General features: G+C 43.6%; 14 protein-coding genes and 2 pseudogenes. 13 read left to right on the top strand and 3 right to left on the bottom strand.

Features of this window, described 5'->3' with window-relative positions:
- Positions 1 to 255 precede the first annotated feature (255 nt).
- A complete protein-coding gene (locus tag ACEW80_RS17865; protein ID WP_373527880.1) occupies positions 256 to 1,227 on the top strand; it encodes a M48 family metallopeptidase in 972 nt (323 codons plus the stop codon).
- A gap of 208 nt (positions 1,228 to 1,435) precedes the next feature.
- Positions 1,436 to 1,864, top strand: coding sequence for a hypothetical protein (locus ACEW80_RS17860; protein ID WP_373527879.1), 429 nt, complete (start codon positions 1,436 to 1,438; stop codon positions 1,862 to 1,864).
- A gap of 344 nt (positions 1,865 to 2,208) precedes the next feature.
- Here the strand turns inward: ACEW80_RS17860 and ACEW80_RS17855 are convergent, their stop codons facing one another.
- Positions 2,209 to 3,036 (bottom strand): carbohydrate ABC transporter permease, encoded by an 828-nt coding sequence (locus tag ACEW80_RS17855; protein ID WP_373527878.1) that lies wholly within the window; start codon positions 3,034 to 3,036, stop codon positions 2,209 to 2,211.
- A gap of 183 nt (positions 3,037 to 3,219) precedes the next feature.
- Between ACEW80_RS17855 and ACEW80_RS17850 the strand changes: the two genes are divergently transcribed.
- The 5 genes from ACEW80_RS17850 to folE all read left to right on the top strand — a co-directional run bounded on the left by ACEW80_RS17850 (position 3,220) and on the right by folE (position 8,259).
- Positions 3,220 to 3,918 carry an aldehyde oxygenase (deformylating) gene (locus tag ACEW80_RS17850; protein ID WP_373527877.1) on the top strand — a complete coding sequence of 233 codons (699 nt, stop codon included), beginning with the start codon at positions 3,220 to 3,222 and terminating at the stop codon, positions 3,916 to 3,918.
- Positions 3,919 to 4,144: 226 nt separating this feature from the next.
- Positions 4,145 to 5,164 (top strand): long-chain acyl-[acyl-carrier-protein] reductase, encoded by a 1,020-nt coding sequence (locus ACEW80_RS17845; protein WP_373527876.1) that lies wholly within the window; start codon positions 4,145 to 4,147, stop codon positions 5,162 to 5,164.
- A 100-nt stretch (positions 5,165 to 5,264) separates the two neighbouring features.
- Positions 5,265 to 6,245, top strand: coding sequence for an acetyl-CoA carboxylase carboxyltransferase subunit alpha (locus ACEW80_RS17840; protein WP_373527875.1), 981 nt, complete (start codon positions 5,265 to 5,267; stop codon positions 6,243 to 6,245).
- 409 nt (positions 6,246 to 6,654) lie between these two features.
- Positions 6,655 to 7,380: an SDR family oxidoreductase gene (locus ACEW80_RS17835; protein ID WP_373527874.1), complete on the top strand. Its 726-nt coding sequence runs from the start codon at positions 6,655 to 6,657 to the stop codon at positions 7,378 to 7,380.
- Between the two features lie 171 nt (positions 7,381 to 7,551).
- Entirely contained in the window at positions 7,552 to 8,259 is a 708-nt protein-coding gene (folE, locus tag ACEW80_RS17830; RefSeq protein ID WP_373527873.1) for a GTP cyclohydrolase I FolE, read from the top strand.
- A 75-nt stretch (positions 8,260 to 8,334) separates the two neighbouring features.
- Here folE and ACEW80_RS17825 read toward each other — a convergent pair whose 3' ends face one another.
- Positions 8,335 to 8,964, bottom strand: coding sequence for a phosphoribosylanthranilate isomerase (locus ACEW80_RS17825; RefSeq protein ID WP_373527872.1), 630 nt, complete (start codon positions 8,962 to 8,964; stop codon positions 8,335 to 8,337).
- Positions 8,965 to 9,085: 121 nt separating this feature from the next.
- Here ACEW80_RS17825 and psaK point away from each other — a divergent pair, with 121 nt between their 5' ends.
- The 4 genes and pseudogenes from psaK to ACEW80_RS17805 all read left to right on the top strand — a co-directional run.
- Entirely contained in the window at positions 9,086 to 9,340 is a 255-nt protein-coding gene (gene psaK, locus ACEW80_RS17820) for a photosystem I reaction center subunit PsaK (protein ID WP_373527871.1), read from the top strand.
- A gap of 556 nt (positions 9,341 to 9,896) precedes the next feature.
- Complete coding sequence (locus tag ACEW80_RS17815) at positions 9,897 to 11,255, top strand: phosphatase PAP2 family protein (RefSeq protein WP_373527870.1); 1,359 nt, start codon at positions 9,897 to 9,899, stop codon at positions 11,253 to 11,255.
- A 267-nt stretch (positions 11,256 to 11,522) separates the two neighbouring features.
- A complete protein-coding gene (locus tag ACEW80_RS17810; protein ID WP_373527869.1) occupies positions 11,523 to 12,719 on the top strand; it encodes a site-2 protease family protein in 1,197 nt (398 codons plus the stop codon).
- 269 nt (positions 12,720 to 12,988) lie between these two features.
- A pseudogene (locus tag ACEW80_RS17805) lies at positions 12,989 to 13,141 on the top strand (pentapeptide repeat-containing protein); the annotation flags it as partial.
- Here the strand turns inward: ACEW80_RS17805 and ACEW80_RS17800 are convergent.
- A complete protein-coding gene (locus ACEW80_RS17800; protein WP_373527868.1) occupies positions 13,141 to 18,570 on the bottom strand; it encodes a calcium-binding protein in 5,430 nt (1,809 codons plus the stop codon). The pseudogene ACEW80_RS17805 and the gene ACEW80_RS17800 sit on opposite strands and share 1 nt — an antisense overlap.
- A gap of 477 nt (positions 18,571 to 19,047) precedes the next feature.
- Between ACEW80_RS17800 and ACEW80_RS17795 the strand changes: the two genes are divergently transcribed.
- Positions 19,048 to 20,736: an NB-ARC domain-containing protein gene (locus ACEW80_RS17795; RefSeq protein ID WP_373527867.1), complete on the top strand. Its 1,689-nt coding sequence runs from the start codon at positions 19,048 to 19,050 to the stop codon at positions 20,734 to 20,736.
- 41 nt (positions 20,737 to 20,777) lie between these two features.
- Positions 20,778 to 20,917: pseudogene (locus tag ACEW80_RS17790) on the top strand (IS701 family transposase); the annotation flags it as partial.

Raw genomic sequence — 20,917 nt, 5'->3', positions numbered from 1 at the left:
CCGTGCCATCGTCAAATGATGGGGCCAGGAAGGGAACCCCGCTTGCGATCGCAAAAAGTTATGTAGTGACAAATGAACTTCTGCCTCAATCACACGCTTTTAATTCCATACAAAGTGACTTTTACTTCCAATTGCCCCATTAGTCCAAAACTAATGACCCTTCGGGTTCGCCAGTTGCTCATGGGGGAAACCCCCAAGACCGCACTGGCTCACCAATGACCAATGACCAATGACAAATCACCAATACCCTAAATTATGCCAACTTACACAGGAATTTCCAGCGAAGCCTTCAGGCATCCACTAGATCGCCAAGCCGAGCAAGCTTTACGAAATTTACCAGGATTTGATTTAATCGCTCGTAAATTTGTGGAATTTGTCTACGAACGCCCTCAATTAGTCTATCTAATGGGTAACACCATCCAAGTTGGGCCGCGCCAATATTCCACTATTCACCAGATATTTCGGGAATGTGTCCGAGATTTAGACATTTACCCAGAACCTGCACTGTTTGTCTCGCAAAATCCCCAAGCAAATAGCTATGCGCTGGGGCAAGATAATCCTTACATAGTCATGAACACAGGGCTACTAGACTTACTAGACGAAGCCGAGATTCGGGCGGTGCTAGCCCATGAACTGGGGCATATTAAATGTGGTCATACTATTTTAATTCAAATGGCGATGTGGGCGATGAGTGCTGCTTCTGCCTTGGGAGAATTGAGCTTTGGTATCGGCAATCTTGTCTTTCAAGGCTTGATTTACGCCTTTTTTGAGTGGCGGCGGAAAGCTGAGTTATCGTCAGATCGCGCCGCACTACTAGTCATGGATGACTTGAATCCCGTGATGTCAACGATGATGAAACTCTCTGGCGGTAGTAACAAATATGCCAATGAATGTAGTTTACAAGAGTTTATCAAGCAGTCAGAAAATTATCAGGCATTGGATGAAGATGGGTTGAATCAGGTGTATAAATTCTTGATGTACAGTGGCGCTCAGGGTACGATGTTGAGCCATCCCTTCCCTGTTGAACGCTTGCATTACTTACGGCAATGGGCAGTATCCGAAGAATATCAGCAAATTCGCCGAGGAGATTATCAGCGATCGCCCGCATCTGGAGCAGTAAATGTTACATCCGAATCTTCCACAACTGAAACAGAAAATTTGCGCCGTCAAATTGAAGAATTACAACGAGAAATTGACAGAATGAGAAGGACTGATAATAATTCGTAATTCATAATTGAAAGAGCAATAACTGTAAGGTGGCCACTAGCACAAGCATTCAAATCGAGGTTTCAGCATAAATAAACAGTGCCCACCTTACAAAAATCTTAGTGCTACCGTCTGATTGGGGGTAAGATAAATTCCAGATTCAAAATATAAAACTTGAAAATTGCTTAACTATATCTCAGCATTAAATTAGATGTAGGCATTTCTTAATATGGCAATTCACTTGACAAAATGGCTTTTTGTGTTCGCTACTATTCTTGCTCTTGTCCTATTCACGCCAGGAATTGTTTTAGCTGCACCCGTTCACTTCAATACTGCCTCTGGGATTATTTTCACCCAAACTACTAAAACTGCAAGCGACTCTACTTCATTATCGAAGATTAACCTAACTCCCTTACAACGCCAAGAACTCCAGGCTGTACGTCAGAGAAGAAACAAGGAAATTCAGGCAGTCTTAAACACATCGCAACGTACCCAACTTAGTCATAACCTCCGCGCTGGTAATAATATCAATCAAGCCTTAGCAAGATTGAATTTGCAACCAGAACAGCAAGAATTGGTCAAGGCGATCGGGCAATTTACAAACTTGAAAATGAGGGCGATTTCATCTAAGCATTCCTTAAAAACAGTACATAAATAAATGTTTTATCAAAATAGAATTTAGGAGTATTGTAGTACAGTATAATCCTGACAGTTTAGTATTTAATATAATAGAGAACTCAGTGTTTAGCGCAAAATAATAGCGTTGTTGATGAAACCGCTCCGTTTGTTGATGAAACTGGAGTTTCGGACTAATTTCTATTAATCCAACTTAAACCTTGTCCATTTTGAAACCTGGAGTAGTGCGGACATCTTGCCCGCTACTACAATACGGGAGCAAGATGCTCCCACTTTTATAGGACTTACGCAAAAATACACGCTGTAAGGGCAATTCCTGAATTGCCCCTACCTGAAAATTCTGACTCCTGTTTGATAGAATCGGTATTAATTTTTAATCCCCGTCGTGGCAATACCCTGAATAAACTGGCGCTGCCCAATGAGAAATAATACCATCACTGGAACTGTCGCTATTGTCACCGCCGCCATCATCAAAGGCCAATTATTCGTAAATTGCTCCTGAAACTCTGCTAGTGCTAGCTGCACTGTCCTTAATTCTGGTCGTGTCGTAAATACCAAAGGTTTAAATAAATCATTCCACTCACCAATAAAGGTGAACAAAAACAACGTCACCAACGCCGGACGGGCCAGAGGTAACATTACCCGCCACAAAATTTGCAATCGGTTCGCCCCGTCAATGGCTGCGGCTTCCTCTAACTCTACAGGAATTGTCTGGAAATACTGACGTAGCAAGAAAATGCCAAAGCCGTTGACAGCAGTAGGTAAGATTAGCGCCCAGTATGTATTAATCAGATGTCCCCACTTCAAAACTAAAAAGATGGGAATCACCAATAACTGAAAGGGAATCACCAAGGTTGCTAAGACAACCAATAGCAGTGTTTGCCGTCCTCGAAACTTCAGCCGTGCGAGGGCGTAACCAGCCAAAGCGGAAGTGACAATCTGAAACGCCGTTACAGCGATCGCTACCAAGGTAGAATTAGCAAACGCCAGCAAAAATTTTCCCTGCTGCCATGCAACGCCATAATTGGCTAAAGACCAGTTACTTTTAGACAAATTTTCTGGGTTGGCGGACACCGGTGCAAAGGAGGTGAGAAAGACTACAAAAAGCGGTAATAAAACGATAAATGCCCCTAACAGTAAGACTACTAGGCTCAAAAAATCGCCAGATTTCAGATTAGGGTTTGGTTTAGACATAACTTGATCTGCAAAACATTTGTTTCGTTAGTACTAGAGCATCGCCCCTAGCAACAGTTAATTTATAAACATAGTTACTTGTTAAGTTAAGTTAAATTAAAGCACAATGATTAATACCCTCTGTTCATAGGGTAAATTTAATCCTGGTATCAAATAATTCAGTTTTACAGGAGTAAACATACCATGCAGCAGCTAGCAGACCAATCTAAAGAATTAGATTTCAAGAGCGAAACATATAAAGATGCTTATAGCCGGATTAATGCGATCGTGATTGAAGGCGAACAAGAAGCCCATGAGAATTACATCACACTAGCCCAACTGCTGCCAGAATCTGAAGATGAATTGATTCGCCTATCCAAGATGGAAAGTCGCCACAAAAAAGGATTTGAAGCTTGTGGGCGCAATTTGGATGTTACCCCGGATTTGCAATTTGCCAAGGAGTTTTTCTCTGGACTACACCAAAATTTCCAAACAGCGGCGGCCGAAAGTAAAGTTGTTACTTGCCTATTGATTCAATCTTTGATTATTGAATGTTTTGCGATCGCAGCATATAACATTTACATCCCTGTCGCCGACGATTTTGCCCGTAAAATAACGGAGGGAGTAGTAAAAGAAGAATATAGCCACCTCAACTTTGGGGAAGTTTGGTTGAAAGAACACTTTACAGAATCTAAAGCTGAACTAGAGCAAGCAAATCGCCAAAACCTGCCCCTCGTCTGGAGAATGCTGAACCAAGTAGCAGATGATGCTCACACAATGGCAATGGAAAAGGATGCTTTAGTAGAAGACTTTATGATTCAGTACGGTGAAGCATTGAGTAATATCGGCTTCACAACCCGCGATATTATGCGCTTGTCAGCCTACGGACTTATAGCTGCTTAAAAAATTGCTGAGTAACGAGTACTGAGGAGCCAGTGCTTTGGGCGGCTCTGCCGACTTGTACCCCTGCGGGGAAGCAAGCTACGTGCAGCGTCTCCCCTTGGGAGAAGAAACTGGCGTTGCTGAATAGTTCAAATTTAAATTCAGAACTTCAGAACTCAGGACTCAGGACTGCTGAATAACTTCATGTTCCCCGCGCTCAAGACAGCATAAGCTTAATAATCACTACATGTTTGGTCTAATTGGACATCTGACTAGTTTAGAACACGCTCAAGCGGTAGCTCAAGAATTGGGATACCCAGAATATGCCGATCAGGGGCTAGACTTTTGGTGCAGCGCTCCGCCGCAAATTGTCGATACCATTATTGTTACCAGTATCACTGGGCAAAAAATTGAAGGACGGTATGTAGAATCTTGCTTTTTGCCAGAGATGCTAGCGGCTCGCCGCATCAAAGCGGCAACACGCAAAGTCCTCAACGCTATGGCTCATGCACAGAAGCATGGCATTAATATTACGGCTTTAGGCGGATTTTCTTCGATTATTTTTGAAAACTTTAAGTTGGAGCAATTTAGCCAAGTCCGCAACATCAAACTAGAGTTTGAACGCTTCACCACAGGAAATACACATACTGCCTACATTATTTGTAAGCAGGTAGAAGAAGCATCAAAACAACTGGGAATTGATCTGTCAAAAGCTACTGTTGCTATATGTGGGGCAACTGGTGATATTGGCAGTGCCGTCACACGCTGGCTAGATGCAAAAACAGATGTCAAAGAACTCCTGTTGATAGCCCGCGATCAAGAACGTCTCAAAGAATTGCAAGCCGAACTGGGACGAGGAAAAATTATGGCTTTGAGCGAAGCACTGCCCCAAGCTGATGTTGTAGTTTGGGTTGCCAGTATGCCCAAAGGTGTGGAAATTGAACCCACCGTTTTGAAACAACCCTGTCTGCTGATTGATGGTGGTTATCCGAAAAACTTAGCGACAAAAATTCAGCATCCTGGTGTATACGTATTAAATGGTGGAATTGTAGAGCATTCCCTAGATATTGACTGGAAAATTATGAAAATAGTCAATATGGACGTGCCAGGACGCCAGTTGTTTGCTTGTTTTGCCGAATCAATGCTATTGGAATTTGAGAAGTTATACACGAACTTTTCGTGGGGACGCAATCAGATTACCGTAGACAAGATGGAGCAGATTGGTCGGGTGTCAATTAAACATGGATTTAGACCACTGCTAGTTTAGTCATTGGTCATTAGTCATTGGTCATTCGTTATTTGCAAATGACAAAGGACAAATGACTAATGACAAAAAAACTTATAACTCGTAATTCATAACCCCTACAATGGCAACTACCGAACGTAAACCGCTACTGTTGGATTTTGAAAAGCCTCTAGCAGAACTCGCAACCCGAATTGATCAAATTCGGCAACTAGCAGAAGAAAATGGCGTTGATGTTTCTGGTCAAATTCGGCAACTAGAAGCACGTGCCCTGCAACTGCGTGAGGAAATTTTCAGTGGTCTATCACCGTCTCAACGATTGCAAGTCGCTCGTCATCCGCGTCGCCCCAGTACTCTCGATTACATTCAAGCAATCAGTGATGAATGGATGGAATTACATGGCGATCGCTGTGGTGGTGATGATCCGGCTTTAGTTGGTGGTGTTGGTCGTCTGAGTGGGCAACCTGTGGTGATGTTGGGTCATCAAAAAGGTCGTGATACCAAAGACAATATTGCTCGTAACTTTGGAATGCCTTACCCTGGCGGCTACCGCAAGGCGATGCGGTTGATGGAACACGCCAACAAGTTTAGTATGCCGATACTAACTTTTATTGACACGCCGGGAGCTTGGTCTGGGGTGGAAGCCGAACATCAAGGTCAAGGAGAGGCGATCGCTTATAACTTGCGGGAAATGTTCTGCCTAGATGTGCCAATTATCTGCACAGTTATTGGTGAAGGCGGTTCTGGTGGCGCACTTGGCATTGGTGTAGGCGATCGCCTCCTGATGTTTGAACACTCAGTTTATACCGTTGCTACCCCCGAAGCCTGTGCCGCAATTTTGTGGAAAGATGCTGCCAAAGCTCCTCAAGCTGCTGTTGCTCTAAAAATTATCTCCCATGACCTGAAAAAGTTGGGAATTATTGACCAAATATTACCCGAACCCACTGGTGGTGCTCATGCCGATCCTTTAAAAGCCGCTAATACTCTTAAGCAAGTGTTGTTGGAAAATTTGGACGAACTTAATCGTTTAACCTCTCCAGAACGCCGCCAACTACGGTATGAAAAATTCCGCAAAATTGGTGTTTTTACAGAAGTTGCCCACTAACAGCACTGTATAATAACAGACTGCGAAGCCTGTCGTAGACAGGCTTGTATTCCTCCTGCTCTCTGCCTCCTTGCCTTTACTGTTTATTAGCCGAATCGCAATGTTATAATTGCCTATGTGCTTAAAGATTTTTAACAATCTTATTGCCATAGGTATTTGCATATTTGGCAAATCTACAGCTTTTTGCATTATTTAGAAATCTACTTTGAGTGCAAGGCGTGATTTTCCAGGCGATGAATTGTTGTCTTGACTGGGAAAACCTACAACAAATCAACTATTGCACTGCACAATAGCAGGAGCTTGATAAAATCATCAGATTTTTAGATTCCCTTAATCTATCCAAACCGAGAAATGTGAATAATTGGGTATTAATTAAGCTTTGGGAACTGCCAAAAAATTGGGAGACACCATGAGTGTTGAGCAAAAACGACGCGCCCTGATTACTGGGGCAAGTAGTGGAATTGGAAAAGCAACGGCTTTAGCCTTTGCGAAGGCGGGAATAGATGTTGCCTTAGTCAGTCGTTCCTTAGATAGGTTAGAGGCTGTAAGAGAGGCTCTACAGCATACTGGAGTAGAAGCAAAAGCTTACGCTGTAGATTTAGCGCGGATCTCCCAAGTACAAGAAAATATCCAAGCGATCGCCCTTGACTTTGGTGAGATAGATATTCTGGTAAACAGTGCTGGCATGGCATATACAGCTACTTTGAGCGAGACTCCCTTAGAAGACTGGCAGCAGGTAATTAACTTGAATCTTACCAGCGTGTTTCAGTGCATTGTGGGGATTTTGCCTGCAATGCGCGAGCGGGGTACAGGCACTATTGTCAACGTTGCTTCCATTGCCGCCAAGCAACCGTTTCCCAACTGGGGAGCATACAGCGTCAGCAAGGCTGGTTTGATTGCTCTCTCTCAAACTCTGGCACAAGAAGAACGTACCCACGGCATTCGAGTCACTGTTATCTGTCCTGGCGCAGTCAATACCGAACTTTGGGACACAGAGACAGTCCATGCCAACTTAGATCGCTCAAAAATGTTAACCCCGGAAATTGTAGCTCAGTCAATTCTCCACACAGTTCTGCTACCACAACAGGCAGTCATTGATGAATTGATCCTGATGCCCAGCGCTGGCACACTTTAATTTATTTTTTGTCATTTGTCAAAAGTCGTTTGTCCTTTGTTTTTTACCAATGACCAATACTTCTCTACGAGAGGCTTCGCCAACGGCAAAGCTCAGTACAAGTGACTAATGACTAATGACTAATGACTAATGACTAATGACTAATGACCAAACCATAACCAAGACTGAATCATGACTATAGCTAGTTCCAACGGTTCCAATTGGTCTCAATCGCCTCTGATTCCCGACTTAGCAGAAGCCATAAATCCTAGACCCGATCGCAACACTCTCAATGGGCGACAAGTGGATTTGTCACCGCCAAAAGAGGAACAGTTAGAGGGTATGCAGGATGCCGTGCGGACACTAATATTGGGTGTCGGAGAAGATCCCGAACGCGAAGGACTTCTCAAGACACCCAAGCGGGTGGCTGAGGCAATGCGGTTCCTTACCAGTGGCTACAATCAATCTCTTGAAGAACTCGTTAACGATGCCATTTTTAATGAAGGGCATAGTGAGATGGTATTAGTTAGAGATATTAATTTCTTTAGTCTGTGCGAACACCATATGTTGCCATTTATGGGTAAAGCGCACGTTGCTTATATCCCTAACCAAAAAGTTGTTGGACTGAGTAAACTAGCCCGGATTGTCGAGATGTATTCCCGCCGCTTGCAAGTACAGGAAAGGCTAACCCGCCAAATTGCCGAAGCAGTTCAAACCATTTTGGAACCTCAAGGCGTTGCCGTTGTCATGGAAGCTAGCCACATGTGCATGGTAATGCGAGGAGTCCAGAAACCAGGTTCTTGGACTGTCACCAGCGCTATGGTTGGTGTGTTTCAAGAAGAACACAAAACCCGCGAAGAATTCTTTAATTTAATTCGCCACCAAACAGCGTTCTTTTAGGATTTGGGCATGGGGCATGGGGCATGGGGCATTGGGGAAATACTTACTACAATCTCCCCTCTGTCCCCTTGTCCCTCATCTACTCCCTAATTTCTCAAACAACTTGGCTACTTTATCTAAATCCTTATCTCCAGGTGCACGTTCTACACCACTAGATAAATCAATGCCGCTAGGATTAACCTGACTCAGAGCTTCCACAATATTATCTGCTGTTAGCCCTCCAGCTAAAAACCAAGGACAATTGGGGCTAAATTGCTCTAGCATCTTCCAATCTAAAGTTTTGCCTGTACCACCCAGTTGTTGTGGATGGTAAGCATCAAGTAGTAAAGTATCTACGTATTTGATGTAATCAGTCGCAGTGTCAAGATGCTCAAGACTGCAAATTCTAAGCGCTCTAATAATTTCAACATTGCGTAAAGCTTGACGTAACTGGTAGCAAAAATCTGGTGATTCATCCCCGTGTAACTGGACACTATTTAACCCAGAGTCAGCAACTATTTGGCTGATTTCGGCGATGCTAGTGTTGGCAAAAACACCAATTTTGTCAATATTTGCCGGGAGTTCTGCTACTGCTGCCCGAATTTGGGACGTAGTCACGTAGCGAGGTGAGTTTGGTACACAAATAAATCCTAGTGCAGTTGCGCCTAGAGAGGCGATCGCTATAGACTGCTCTGGTTGAGTGATGCCGCAAATTTTAACGCGCATGAAAATCTGACAAATTTAAAATAATTATCAAAAAAGTCTAAACTATCTAAAAAACTTTTGGGCCTTGTAATTTTATAATCTTGTAGGTCTAGATCAACTTTTTCATTTAGGAGACAAAAGCTTGACTTCATCTATTTTACTAGCAGCCGCTGCATCTGTTCCCGCAACCCCTGCGTGGAATCCCACAGTAGCGATCATCATTAGCGTCAGCAGTTTAGTAATGGTTTTACTAAGTACTAGGATCGAAAAACCCCTAGTTGGCCCCAAGTTCCCTATTCTGCCGATTAGTATTCCAACATTCGTTGCTGCGATGGCTTTTGGTCATATTGTTGGCATTGGCATCGTTTTAGGACTGACTAACATTGGTCGTCTGTAGTTTTGCGATCGCATCGGCGTTAATTATAGCGCCGCAATAAATACAAAACTCTCAAAAACGATTCTGGTTCTTTCTCCAGCAAGATAACTTTTGAGCATTAGCCCTTCAGCTTTCGTGGAGTCACTCTATCTGAAGAGGGAGGGATTAACCTTACCTTCGATAGAGGATTCAACTACTCCATCAGCAACCATTTACGTGGCTTTAGAGAGAGGATTAATTCCCTTTGTGGGACTCAATAAGTTAATTTATGCAGGAGAAAGAACCATTAACTTATCAATGTTATAAATCCTAAAACAATACCAGCAGGAACACCAGAAGATTTACAAGACCTACTTTACCCTCAAAATGGGGTAACTTATGGCGGATAAATGAGGGTAAATTTCTTAGGAGCGATATTTGGAAAGATTCTGGATATTACGCCTAATTGGAGGTTATTTTCTGGTAATCAAAATTACAGATTAACTTTTGTGTTGTTTAGCGTAACTTCATAGTTCAAGAATGGAGAGGTTAATAGAACAGAGATTTCCAAATTCTAATTTGCTGGAAAATTTACCAAATGACTATCCTCAACATTAATGATTTAGCCTTAAAACTTGTTGCCAAAGATTTTAGTGGCGACCGTAAACCAAATAATGCTGGACCAACTAAGACCTCTCGCGCTTTAGCGATTATTCATCTGGCAGCCCACGATGCTTACGCAAAAGTTACGGGGAAGCTTAATCCGCAACTTGAAACCCTACCGCATCCACCTAAAGGAATGAGCAATGACGAAGCAACGGGTAATGCCGCACTAGTGAGTGCTGGTATCTATGCGGCACAGCAGCTTTATCCCGACTTCGTTCAATTTATATCCACTGAAACTGCACAGCTTAACGTTGGTGTTGACTCTGGAGCACTGAACTATGGCAAGCAAGTTGCAGTGGCTTGGTTGAATGCTCGTAAGAATGATAATTCAGACTTGCCAGATCTAGATAGTAACTATAGTCCTGAGCCTGGTCGCCACCGCCCCGATCCTGTCAACCCTAACCAAATGACTCTTGGTCGTACATGGGGATTAGTTAAACCCTTTGTGCTTTGTAATGTAGTCACTGATGCACCCCTATGTAAACAGCCAGATTTAGATAGTGAGGAATATGCCGTTGCTTTTGATGAGGTAATTGAATGTGGCAAAAGTGACATTACTCAGCGCAATGACGATTTTCGCCGTAAGGCTGTAATTGGTATTTTTTGGGGTTACGATGGCGCTAACCTGCTTGGAACTCCACCACGTCTTTACAATCAGGTTGTACTTGAAATTCCAGAATTTAAAGCACTTCCTAATTCCGGCAAGATCAAACTATTAACTGCAATTAATGTGGCGATGGCTGACGCTGGAATTGCAGCATGGCACTGGAAATATGCTTATGACTTCTGGCGACCTGTTGTAGCCATTCGTGAGGCAGAAGCGGGTTGGGGTCCCTCATCTGATCAGGATAGCGATGGAAATGCCCTTCCTGCTAAGGGAGACGGAAATATTCTTCGTGGTAAAAAAGGCGATCCTTTTTGGCTCCCATTGGGTGCGCCCAAGAGTAATCCTATTACTAAGCCTGTAGACAATTTCACGCCAAACTTCCCAGCCTATCCATCAGGACATGCTACTTTCGGTTCAGCTTGTTTTGAGGTTGCTGCCGCTCTTCTTTGCAAGACACCTGAAGAAATTTTTGTCAACTTTGTTTCTGATGAGTTTAATGGCAAGACAACAGATAATACTGGTGCTGTCCGTCCGCGATATGAAGTAACTTTTACGCTTCGACAAGCCATCGAAGAAAATAAGATCAGTCGCATTTATCTGGGTGTGCATTGGAACTTTGATGCTACTGGTGGTGAAATAGTTGGCAAAGCCATAGCCCATAAAGTCGTCGATGCTTTTAAGTAAATTGTTGATGAGCAGATTTTGTCAGGGTTAAGTTCTATAAATTTTATTTTTTCAAAAACTCAAGATGAGGGGAATGAGGGGATGAGGAAGTAGATTTCTCTCCCTGTTTCCCACTCCAGAAGTTTGTTTACAGGCATTAATTGTCTATTCTAGAAATAAGAGCATTTCGTAACTCGGTACTACCGAATTGATGCTCAGAAGTATAAGTATATACGCAAATATTCCAGTATAGGAACTACTGGCGATATCTAGTTTTAGGACAATGTAATGCAAACAAATTGGAAAATTGGGTCTTTATTTGGAATTCCCCTGTTTTTAGACCCGTTGTGGTTTGTAATTTTAGGGTTGGCAACCCTAAACTTTGGAGTAGCTTATCAAGAATGGGGGACTGTTACAGCTTGGAGTGCTGGAATAGTTATGGCACTGCTGCTATTTGCTTCAGTTTTGTTACATGAGTTGGGTCATAGCTTAGTAGCCCGATCGCAAGGCATTAAAGTTAATTCAATTACCCTATTTCTGTTTGGTGGGATTGCTGCTATTGAAGAAGAATCTAAAACTCCTTTGAAAGCCTTTCAAGTAGCGATCGCTGGGCCTTTGGTGAGTATCGTCCTATTTTTACTGCTACGTCTGGGAGCTACTGTGATACCAGCTACTAGTCCACTCAGTGTCATGGTTGGAGATTTAGCGAGAATTAACTTGGTGGTAGCTTTATTTAACCTGATTCCCGGCTTACCTTTAGATGGGGGACAAGTGTTAAAAGCAGCACTATGGCAAGTAACAGGTAATCGCTTTCAAGCCGTACACTGGGCTGCAAAGGCAGGGCAAATTTTGGGTTACAGTGCGATCGCTTTGGGATTTGTTGTAGATTTCTTGACCAAAGAATTAGTTATTGGTTTGTGGATGGCGATGTTAGGTTGGTTTACTGTTCGCAACGCCAATAGCTATGACAGCATGACTACATTACAAGAAAGCCTACTCGATGTAATGGCGGTTGAGGCGATGACCCGTGATTTTCGGGTTGTTGATGCTGACCAGACATTGCGTTCCTTTGCCGATTTATATTTATTAGAAACCGCCCCCTCACAGGTTTATTTTGCTGCTTCTGATGGACGTTACCGGGGTTTGGTTTCCATTGACGATTTGCGTTTAATTGAAAGAAGTGAATGGGAAACCCAAACTGTACACAGCATTGCGCGTCCCTTGACCGAAATACCTACCGTTGCTGAATCAACATTCCTGGCTGAGGTGATTAACAAGCTAGAAAATGAACAGTTACCTAGAATTACTGTGCTTTCCCGCGCTGGTGCTGTAGCTGGTGTAATTGATCGGGGAGATATTGTGCGATCGTTGGCACAAAAGTTAAATTTGCGAGTCACAGATGTTGAAATTAAGCGCATCAAAGAAGAAGGTAGTTATCCGCCTGGGTTGCAATTGGGAGGAATAGCGAAGTCAATTACAAATTAAACGTCATACACTCGTCATAGTTTTGCGATAGATTCGTCAAAAACTTATGTGATGTTGAATTTGGTATTTGGTTACAAAATGCTTTTTTTGGGTAAAAGGTAGGAAATCCTACCTTTTTTATTTTTTAAACCTGAGTTCGACGTAAGAAAATGTCCCAAAACATTTAATCTATCATAACTGCACAAAATGATCTTGTTATTGGAAAGTGCGTAGTTTACCGCCGTAGGCATCGCCGAAAATTATCGTTTTATGAAAAGTGCCATCGCCCATTAAAAAATTGGCTTCAAGAGAGAGCGATCGCTGAAGAAGGTACTGCGGCAATTTTGAGTAGTCTCGATGGTAGTGAGAAAGCGAAAATTCTCCGCTTTCTCTCACGTTTCAAGTTGCCCTCACCTTTAAAACGCGATCGCCTATTAGATCGTTATCCTAGATTTGCGAAATCCCACAGACTAAGGGTATTGGCTTGTACTCCGATTAGTGTGGCTAATAGCTCACCATCTTGTTTGCTGATTAGAGTATCGCTGGTCTTCGTGCCAATGCCTTGAGTAATTGCGATCTGTTCAAAGGTCAGACCATTCAATAATCCCAGATAATCGCTACCGACTGTAAAGTTGAAAATAGTGTCACTTCCAGACTCGCTCGCTACCACAAACATATCACGACCGCTACCGCCGTATAATGTATCTTCGCCCGTTCCACCATTCAGGATATTGTCACCGCCACTTGTAAGATAGTCGTTGCCACCCCTGTTGTAGATTGGCTCCTCACCGTTATTACCGAAGAGATAATTATCTCCGTCCTGCGCTTGCGCGATATCAGCATAAAGCACATCGTTACTAGCACCACCATCTAACGAGTTGTTACCAGCGCCGCCGTAGATATGGTCGTCGCCGTCATTACCAAAGAGATAATCATCTCCGTCCTGCCCTTGCAAAATGTCGGCATTGTCGCCACCTTGAAGATTATCATTACCACTGCCTCCAGCAAGAGTGTCGTTACCTTGTTGACCAAAGAGTTGGTCGTCGCCGTCGCCGCCGATGAGTTGGTCATCGCCCAATCCGCCTTCTAGGTAGTCATTATCAGCGCCACCATCAAGACTATCGTTGCCGCCGCCGCCGATGAGTTGGTCGTTGCCGAATCCAGCTATGAGTTGGTCATTACCTAACCCACCTTCTAGGTAGTCATCGCCACTGCCTGCATCAAGAATGTCGTTACCTTCCTGACCAGAGAGTAGATCGTTGCCATCGCCAGTGTTGCCGTTAAGTAGGTCATCACCTTGTTGACCGTAGAGGCGATCGCTGCCTTCGTTACCATTGAGTAAGTCATCGCCCGTTCCACCATCGAGGTAGTCATCACCCGCTTGCCCTAAAAGGGTATCTATACCAGTACCTCCGTAGAGAGCGTCATTTCCCGCTCCACCTTCGAGGTTGTCATCACCAGCTTGACCGTAAAGTTGATCGTTACCGTCGTCGCCATAAAGTCGGTCATTACTGTCACCCCCGTCGAGGAGATCATTGCCCAACCCGCCATTTAAAGTGTCTTCACCAACTTGACCGTAGAGGCGATCGCTACCTTCGTCACCATTGAGGAGGTCGTTACCATCACCTCCATCTAGGAGGTCATTACCCAACCCTCCATTTACGGAATCTTTACCAATTTGACCATAAAGTTGGTCATCCCCGTCTCCGCCATTCAGACAGTCATTGCCCAAACCGCCATCAAGGAGGTCATCACCTGTGCCGCCATTTAGGATATCTTTGTCGTCTTGACCGTAGATTTGGTCGTTGCCATCGCCGCCATTAAGGAGGTCATGTCCAGATCCACCTTCGAGATAGTCATTGCCAGCATCGCCATTTAAGGTGTCGTTGCCATCTTGACCGTAGAGTTGGTCGTTGCTGTCGTTACCAAACAGTAGGTCATTACCAGCTTCACCTTTGAGGAGGTCTTCATCGGCTTGACCATAAAGCTTGTCGTTGCCGTCTCCACCGTAAAGGCGATCGCTTCCTGTGCCGCCATCCAGCCAGTCGTTGCCTGCTTCACCGTAGATTAGGTCATTGCCACCCAAGCCGCTGATGATATTGTTTCCAGCGTCGCCGAAGAGTAAATCCTCAAATTCTGAACCTTCTAGGTTTTCAATTGCTTCCAGGCGATCGCCTTTGGCATCTCCAGCCCAACCAGTACCCGTTGTGAGACTAACTGATACACGCGTCGCAGAGGTGAAATAGGAAGCTGTATCGTTGCCTTCTCCACCATTGAGGCGATCGGCATCTGTACCGCCAACTAGGAAATCGTCACCGTTTTCGCCAAAGAGAGTATCTTTACCACCTTCGCCAAAAATGATGTCGTTGCCATTTCTGGCGTTAACAATGTCATTGCCTTCTCCAGCGTGGATGATATTGGCTTGGGCATCGCCGATGATTTCATCATTGAAGGCAGAGCCGATCACATTTTCAACGTTACGGATTCGATCAGTGCTACCAAAGCCGTCAGTAGCGTAGTTTTGCTCTAAGTTAACTATGACTCGGCTAGGATCACGGCGATAACTAACGGTATCAATGCGATCGCCTCCGTCAAGGGAGTCATTGCCAGCATTGCCAACTAACAGGTCATTCCCGACTAAGCCGGAGATGCGGTTATCTAGGCTGTTGCCAATTAAAACATCATCAAATCCAGAGCCGATGATATTTTCTAGATTTCGTAGGGTATCTGTAGTGCCAAACCCATCTTTAGCTGTGCCTGGGGCGATCGTAAAGTTTGGTTCTGTGTCGGTAGGTATGAAGCTGGTTGTAACTATGGTTGTATGGAAAGAGCCGCCGGGATTTTGGTAGTTCTGTGCTTCATCAATATTTACAACTACACCACTGGGGGAGTTGTCGTAGCTAACAGTATCTACTTCGGTGCCTCCGTCAATAAAGTCATTACCTGCTTCTCCCAGCAGTAGGTCGTTGCCAGCTTCACCTAACAGCTTATCATCGTCAGCACCGCCGTATAGAGTGTCAGCGTCAGAACCGCCATATAGGGTATCAGCGTCAGCACCGCCTACTAGCTCGTCATCGCCAGCATCACCGAGAAGGAGATCCCTCCCGTCTTCACCGAAGAGTTTGTCATTCCCCGCACCGCCACTGAGAGCGTCATTGTCTATACCTCCGTAGAGTTGGTCTACGTCATCACCACCTACTAAGGAATCATCCCCAGCATCGCCATAGAGGAAGTCATTCCCGCCTTCACTGGAGAGTGTGTCATTCCCCTGACCGCCATTAAGAGTGTCATTGTCTATACCCCCGTAAAGTTTGTCACTGCCAGCACCACCTTCTAGGTTGTCATTGCCAGCATCACCTTTGAGAAGGTCATTCCCGTCTTCACCGAAAATTTTATCATTTTCTGCACCGCCACTGAGAGTGTCATTGTCTATACCCCCGTAGAGTTTGTCGATGCCAGCACCACCTTCTAGCTCGTCATCGCCAGCCTCGCCATAGAGAATATCATTACCGTCTTCACCAAAGAGTTTGTCATTTCCAAATAACTTGCTATCACTCGCGTCACCATAGAGCGTGTCGTTTTCAGTACCACCGTAAAGGAAATCGTCTCCAGCATCGCCATACAGCACATCTGTACCAGCTTCACCAGCAAGTAAATCTGAATCGTCCCCACCTCGCAGAGTATCGCTTCCGGCTTCTCCAAATAGTAAATCTTTCTGAGAACCACCGTACATTTCGTCGTTGCCTTGACCGCCATACAGCGTGTCTTCGCCAGCGTCGCCGTACATGATATCTTTATCATCACCGCCATCAAGAATATCGTTATTATTTCCACCACGTAGGGTATCTATACCTTCATTTCCAAGCAGTTCGTCGTTTTGGTTTCCGCCTTCAAGGATATCTTTGCCAGTACCGCCATTAAGAATATCGTTACCATTTTCACCACGTAGGGTATCGTCTCCAGTTTCTCCGAACAATACGTCATTGCCATTCCGGCCTTCAAGGATATCGTTGTTATCGCCTCCAGCAAGAATATCGTTAACCGAACTGCCATATAGTTTGTCGTTTCCTTTACCACCTTTTAAATTTGCTGAGATAGTTGTATCAATGGTGATAACATCGTTACCCAAACCGCTATCAGCGATAATTTTGATTTTGTCAATTTTGATTTTGTCAGAAATTGGGTAAATTTGTTCAAGTCCAAACGCAGAAACTAAAAGTTGGGTGTCAGTTTGTCTGACTTTAAAAGTTTCGCTACCATCAGTAATGTTTCCTACTTTGCGCTCTCCAGCACGAGTTCCAATATTTAGGAATAAAACATCTCCCGAAAGCGTCGCTAAAATCGGCTGTGTAGGTTCACCACCACCGCTATTATTTGAGCCACCAAACTGCCATAACTGCAAGCGTTCAGTTTCAACCTTAAATAGTACAGCCGAAGGAGCTTTTGGTTTATTTTCCTGAAAGAATGATACGACTTTGCCAACAGCTTTATCAACAATTTTAAACCCATCTCCTAAAACACCCGCATCTTTCGTGATTTTACTGAAATAATCACTTACTGCTTTCGTTGCTTTCAATTGAGCTTCCAAATACGCAGTTCCTGCACCCAGTGCATCGATCCTTGCTGAGGCATCTAAATAAGCATATGCAGACCCACTTGTGGTAAAGTCGAAGTCCCGTGCTTTCCCTTGTTCAGACTTAATAAAGAAATTGGCTTCCAGACCAATATTTCCACCACCTTGGATTTCTCCAACACTTTTATCCCCTAGTTCTACTCCAACGCGAAATTCGCCAGAGAATTTGAGTTCAGGGTTTTCAGTACCATTAACATCTTTGATATAAAATCCTGTACTATCGTATCCAAAACCAAGGGCTATCGAGCCACCTATCGTTGGGCCAAAAGTCACCTTAAGCGCTGGAACTACAATAGGAATTTTTACAAAGTCTGCAAAGCCTGGAGATGTTATTAGCGAAACTTTCGGCATCTCATATTCAAATAGTGAAACATCGGATTTACCAAAGAATAATTTAACTGCGTTTTGTGTCTCCAAAATAGGCAATTTGAAAATAGATAAATCATTTGATACCGATGCTGTTGAGGTAGTAGGACTTAAGAATTGTTTTTTATCATTATCGAAGGTAAAACTACCAAGAAGAGGAATGTCATTACTAGAAAAGTTTTTCACTTTTTCAGCGATAGTTGAGAACTTATTTGCTTCACTAATAAAACTAGAGAGTGTGTCTAACCCCGTTATTGTGTAATCTTTTAGGTTTGGGTTCTCTTGCGCTGCATTATTTGCGAACTGAAGTAAGTCAAGAATAGAAACAGATTCATCTTTGTCTAGGTCTAGGGTTAATTTAGACATTCCCAAGCCATCTGGAATACCGTTCGTGAGAAACGGGATGTTTTTTGTCAATCCACCAATAATTTCACTTAGAGGATTTAAAGCTGACTTTACATTCGAAAGTACTCCACCAATAAAACTGTTTTGACCAAGTAATGAACCCAGTTTTAGATTATCTAAAGTTGCACTACCTTGATTTGAGTTTAACGACCAGTTTAAATTGAGGTTTGCAGAAACTGATGGTAACTTACCATTAATTTGTGTTTTTAATTGTTCGCCAAACTTGAAACTAGAAAGATCGTCAGAGATATTGTTTCCTTGAACACCATCAATGCCCAAATCAAGTTCTTGTAATATCTCCTTGATTTCCTGATTTTTTAACCCAACTGTAAGCTTATCATTAGCATTATTTATAGCCTTGATTATCTTGTCAGATTTTTCCTTTCCTAAAGGTATTTTAAGGGTATTAAAAACATCTTTAATAACACCTAAATTTGTTTCTGCTAATTCGATATTGAAGTCAGCCATAACTCTAGTCCACTAATTATTTTGATGATTTTCGTCAGATTAAACTCAGTATTTGCAAGTCGTTCTAGATTCGCTTAGAAGGCGATCGCACCTCTTCCAAACCCCGATAACTTGAGTGCGTAGGCCCAGCCCACCGTAGGCATCGCATCCCAATTTCAAACCATTAGTCAGAAAAAACCAGCGAACGAATCAGCATCGTCGCTCACAACTGCTATGGTTCAACTAGATGAAAAATTTATCGCACTCGAAATTTTTCAGTATTTGGATAAACACTTTACCTGTGTTCAATCGTTGGGCAGATTTCTGTACTACAACTGTGTCACATAAATACTCTACTGCTAGGTATAAAGTTTGTCGGTCGGAAAAGGTCGGGAAAAAGTCGGGTCTTTTTGGTAGATTTACGTAAACTTTATGAAAAAGATCAAGCTTATGGTGCGAATATCGTAGTTAACTTGGTTTTTCTACGTGTAAAAATAAATGACGGTTGAAGAAGCGATCGCACTAGTTGAGCGATTATTGCAACGAGGACGCTTAACAAGAGCGCAAGAGATTGTCTTTCGCTACACCTGGGAAGGAAAAACTTACTTAGAAATGGCACGAGAAGTCACTTACGACCCCGGTCACATCAAAGACGTTGGCTCGCAACTATGGCGATCGCTCTCTCAAGCTTTAGATGAAAAAGTTACCAAGAATAATCTGCATGGAGTTCTGAAGCGAACCACACAACAGCAAAATGGCATAAACGCCTCCTCAATTTCCCATGCGGACTGGGGAGAGGCGATCGACGTTTCCCTCTTCTATGGACGTACAACTGAATTAGAAACCTTGAGCCAATGGATTGTGCGCGATGCCTGCGGCGGTAAACAACGCACTCGTCTAGTCGCATTACTCGGTATGGGTGGTATGGGTAAAACCGCACTCTCGGTAAAGTTAGCAGAGCAATTGCAAACAGAATTTGAGTATGTTATTTGGCGATCGCTCCGACACGCACCTTTATTCAATGAAAAGCTGACGGAATGCATCAAAATTCTTTCTTGTCAACAAGTTATTACATTGCCCCCAGACCCTCACGAGCAAATCAGTTGTTTAATCGAGTACCTTCGTAAATCTCGCTGCTTGCTGATTCTGGATAATTTTGACACTCTGTTGCAGCATGGCAAACATACAGGTTGTTACCGTGAGGGCTATGAATCCTATGGCGAACTTTTGTGGCGATCGGGAGAAACTAGTCATCAAAGCTGTATCATGCTCACCAGCCGGGAAAAACCTGCCGAAATCGCTGCCTTGGAAGGTGATGGTTTGCCGGTTCGTACCCTTACTCTATCAGGCTTAGAAGTCAGAGCAGGACAAACAATTCTGGCACTCAAAGGGCTATCAGGTAATGAAGACGAAACCCGCCAACTGGTTGAGTGTTACCGTGGTAATCCTCTAGCGTTGAAAATTGCCGCAACCTCAGTTCGGGATTTGTATCAGGGCAACATTGCCCGCTTTTTTGCTGAAGGTACAACGGTTTTCAATGGCATTGGAAACCTCTTAGAGCAACAATTTCAACGACTCTCCACCTCGGAGCAGCAAGTAATGTACTGGCTGGCGATTAACCGAGAAGCAGTTTCTCCAGCAGAATTGCAAACATATCTCGCACCAGCACTGCCTAAACCTAAGTTAATCGAGGTGCTAGAGTCTTTATGCTGTCGCAGCTTGATTGAAAGCAACACTGCCGGATTCACTCAGCAACCCGTCGTCATGGAATATGTGACAGACTGCTTAGTTGAGCAAATCTGCCAAGAAATCATCACAGAATCGCCGCGATACCTGCTAACCCATGCCCTGATGCAGGCGCAGGCAAAAGATTACATCCGCGACAGTCAAATTTGCCTGATCGTTCAGCCTATCTTAAATCAATTGCAAATAACCCTTGGCTCATCTCGTCAGCTAGAACAAAAACTTGGCAGACTGATTAACAAGCTGCAAAATGAAACTGTCGATACCTTTGGCTATGGTGGCGGTAATCTGCTAAATTTGCTAGGTCAATTGGATATCGATTTTACTGGGTATGATTTTTCTCGTCTCTACATCCGTGACTGCGATTTGCGCTCGCTCAACTTCAGAACTTACGCATTGACAAGAAAGACAATAAATGCACTATGGGAAATCGGAAAAGAATAGGCGATCGCTAGTCAGCAGGGGACTGAAAAGACGGATAATTTACAGTTAAAGGGATTCAGCTAATCACCTTGTATTACACGGATTTATCAGGTAAGTCTGTACCTGTAAATTATCGCATTTATAACAAACATGATGGTCAAACAAAAAATGATTATTTACGAGAAATGATTACTGAGGTTTT

Origin of the sequence: Nostoc sp., from assembly GCF_041747015.1 — a bacterium.
Lineage (GTDB): Bacteria > Cyanobacteriota > Cyanobacteriia > Cyanobacteriales > Nostocaceae > Nostoc.
The sequence above is the reverse complement of the archived record's forward strand: the minus strand, read 5'-3'. Positions and strand labels throughout refer to the sequence as shown.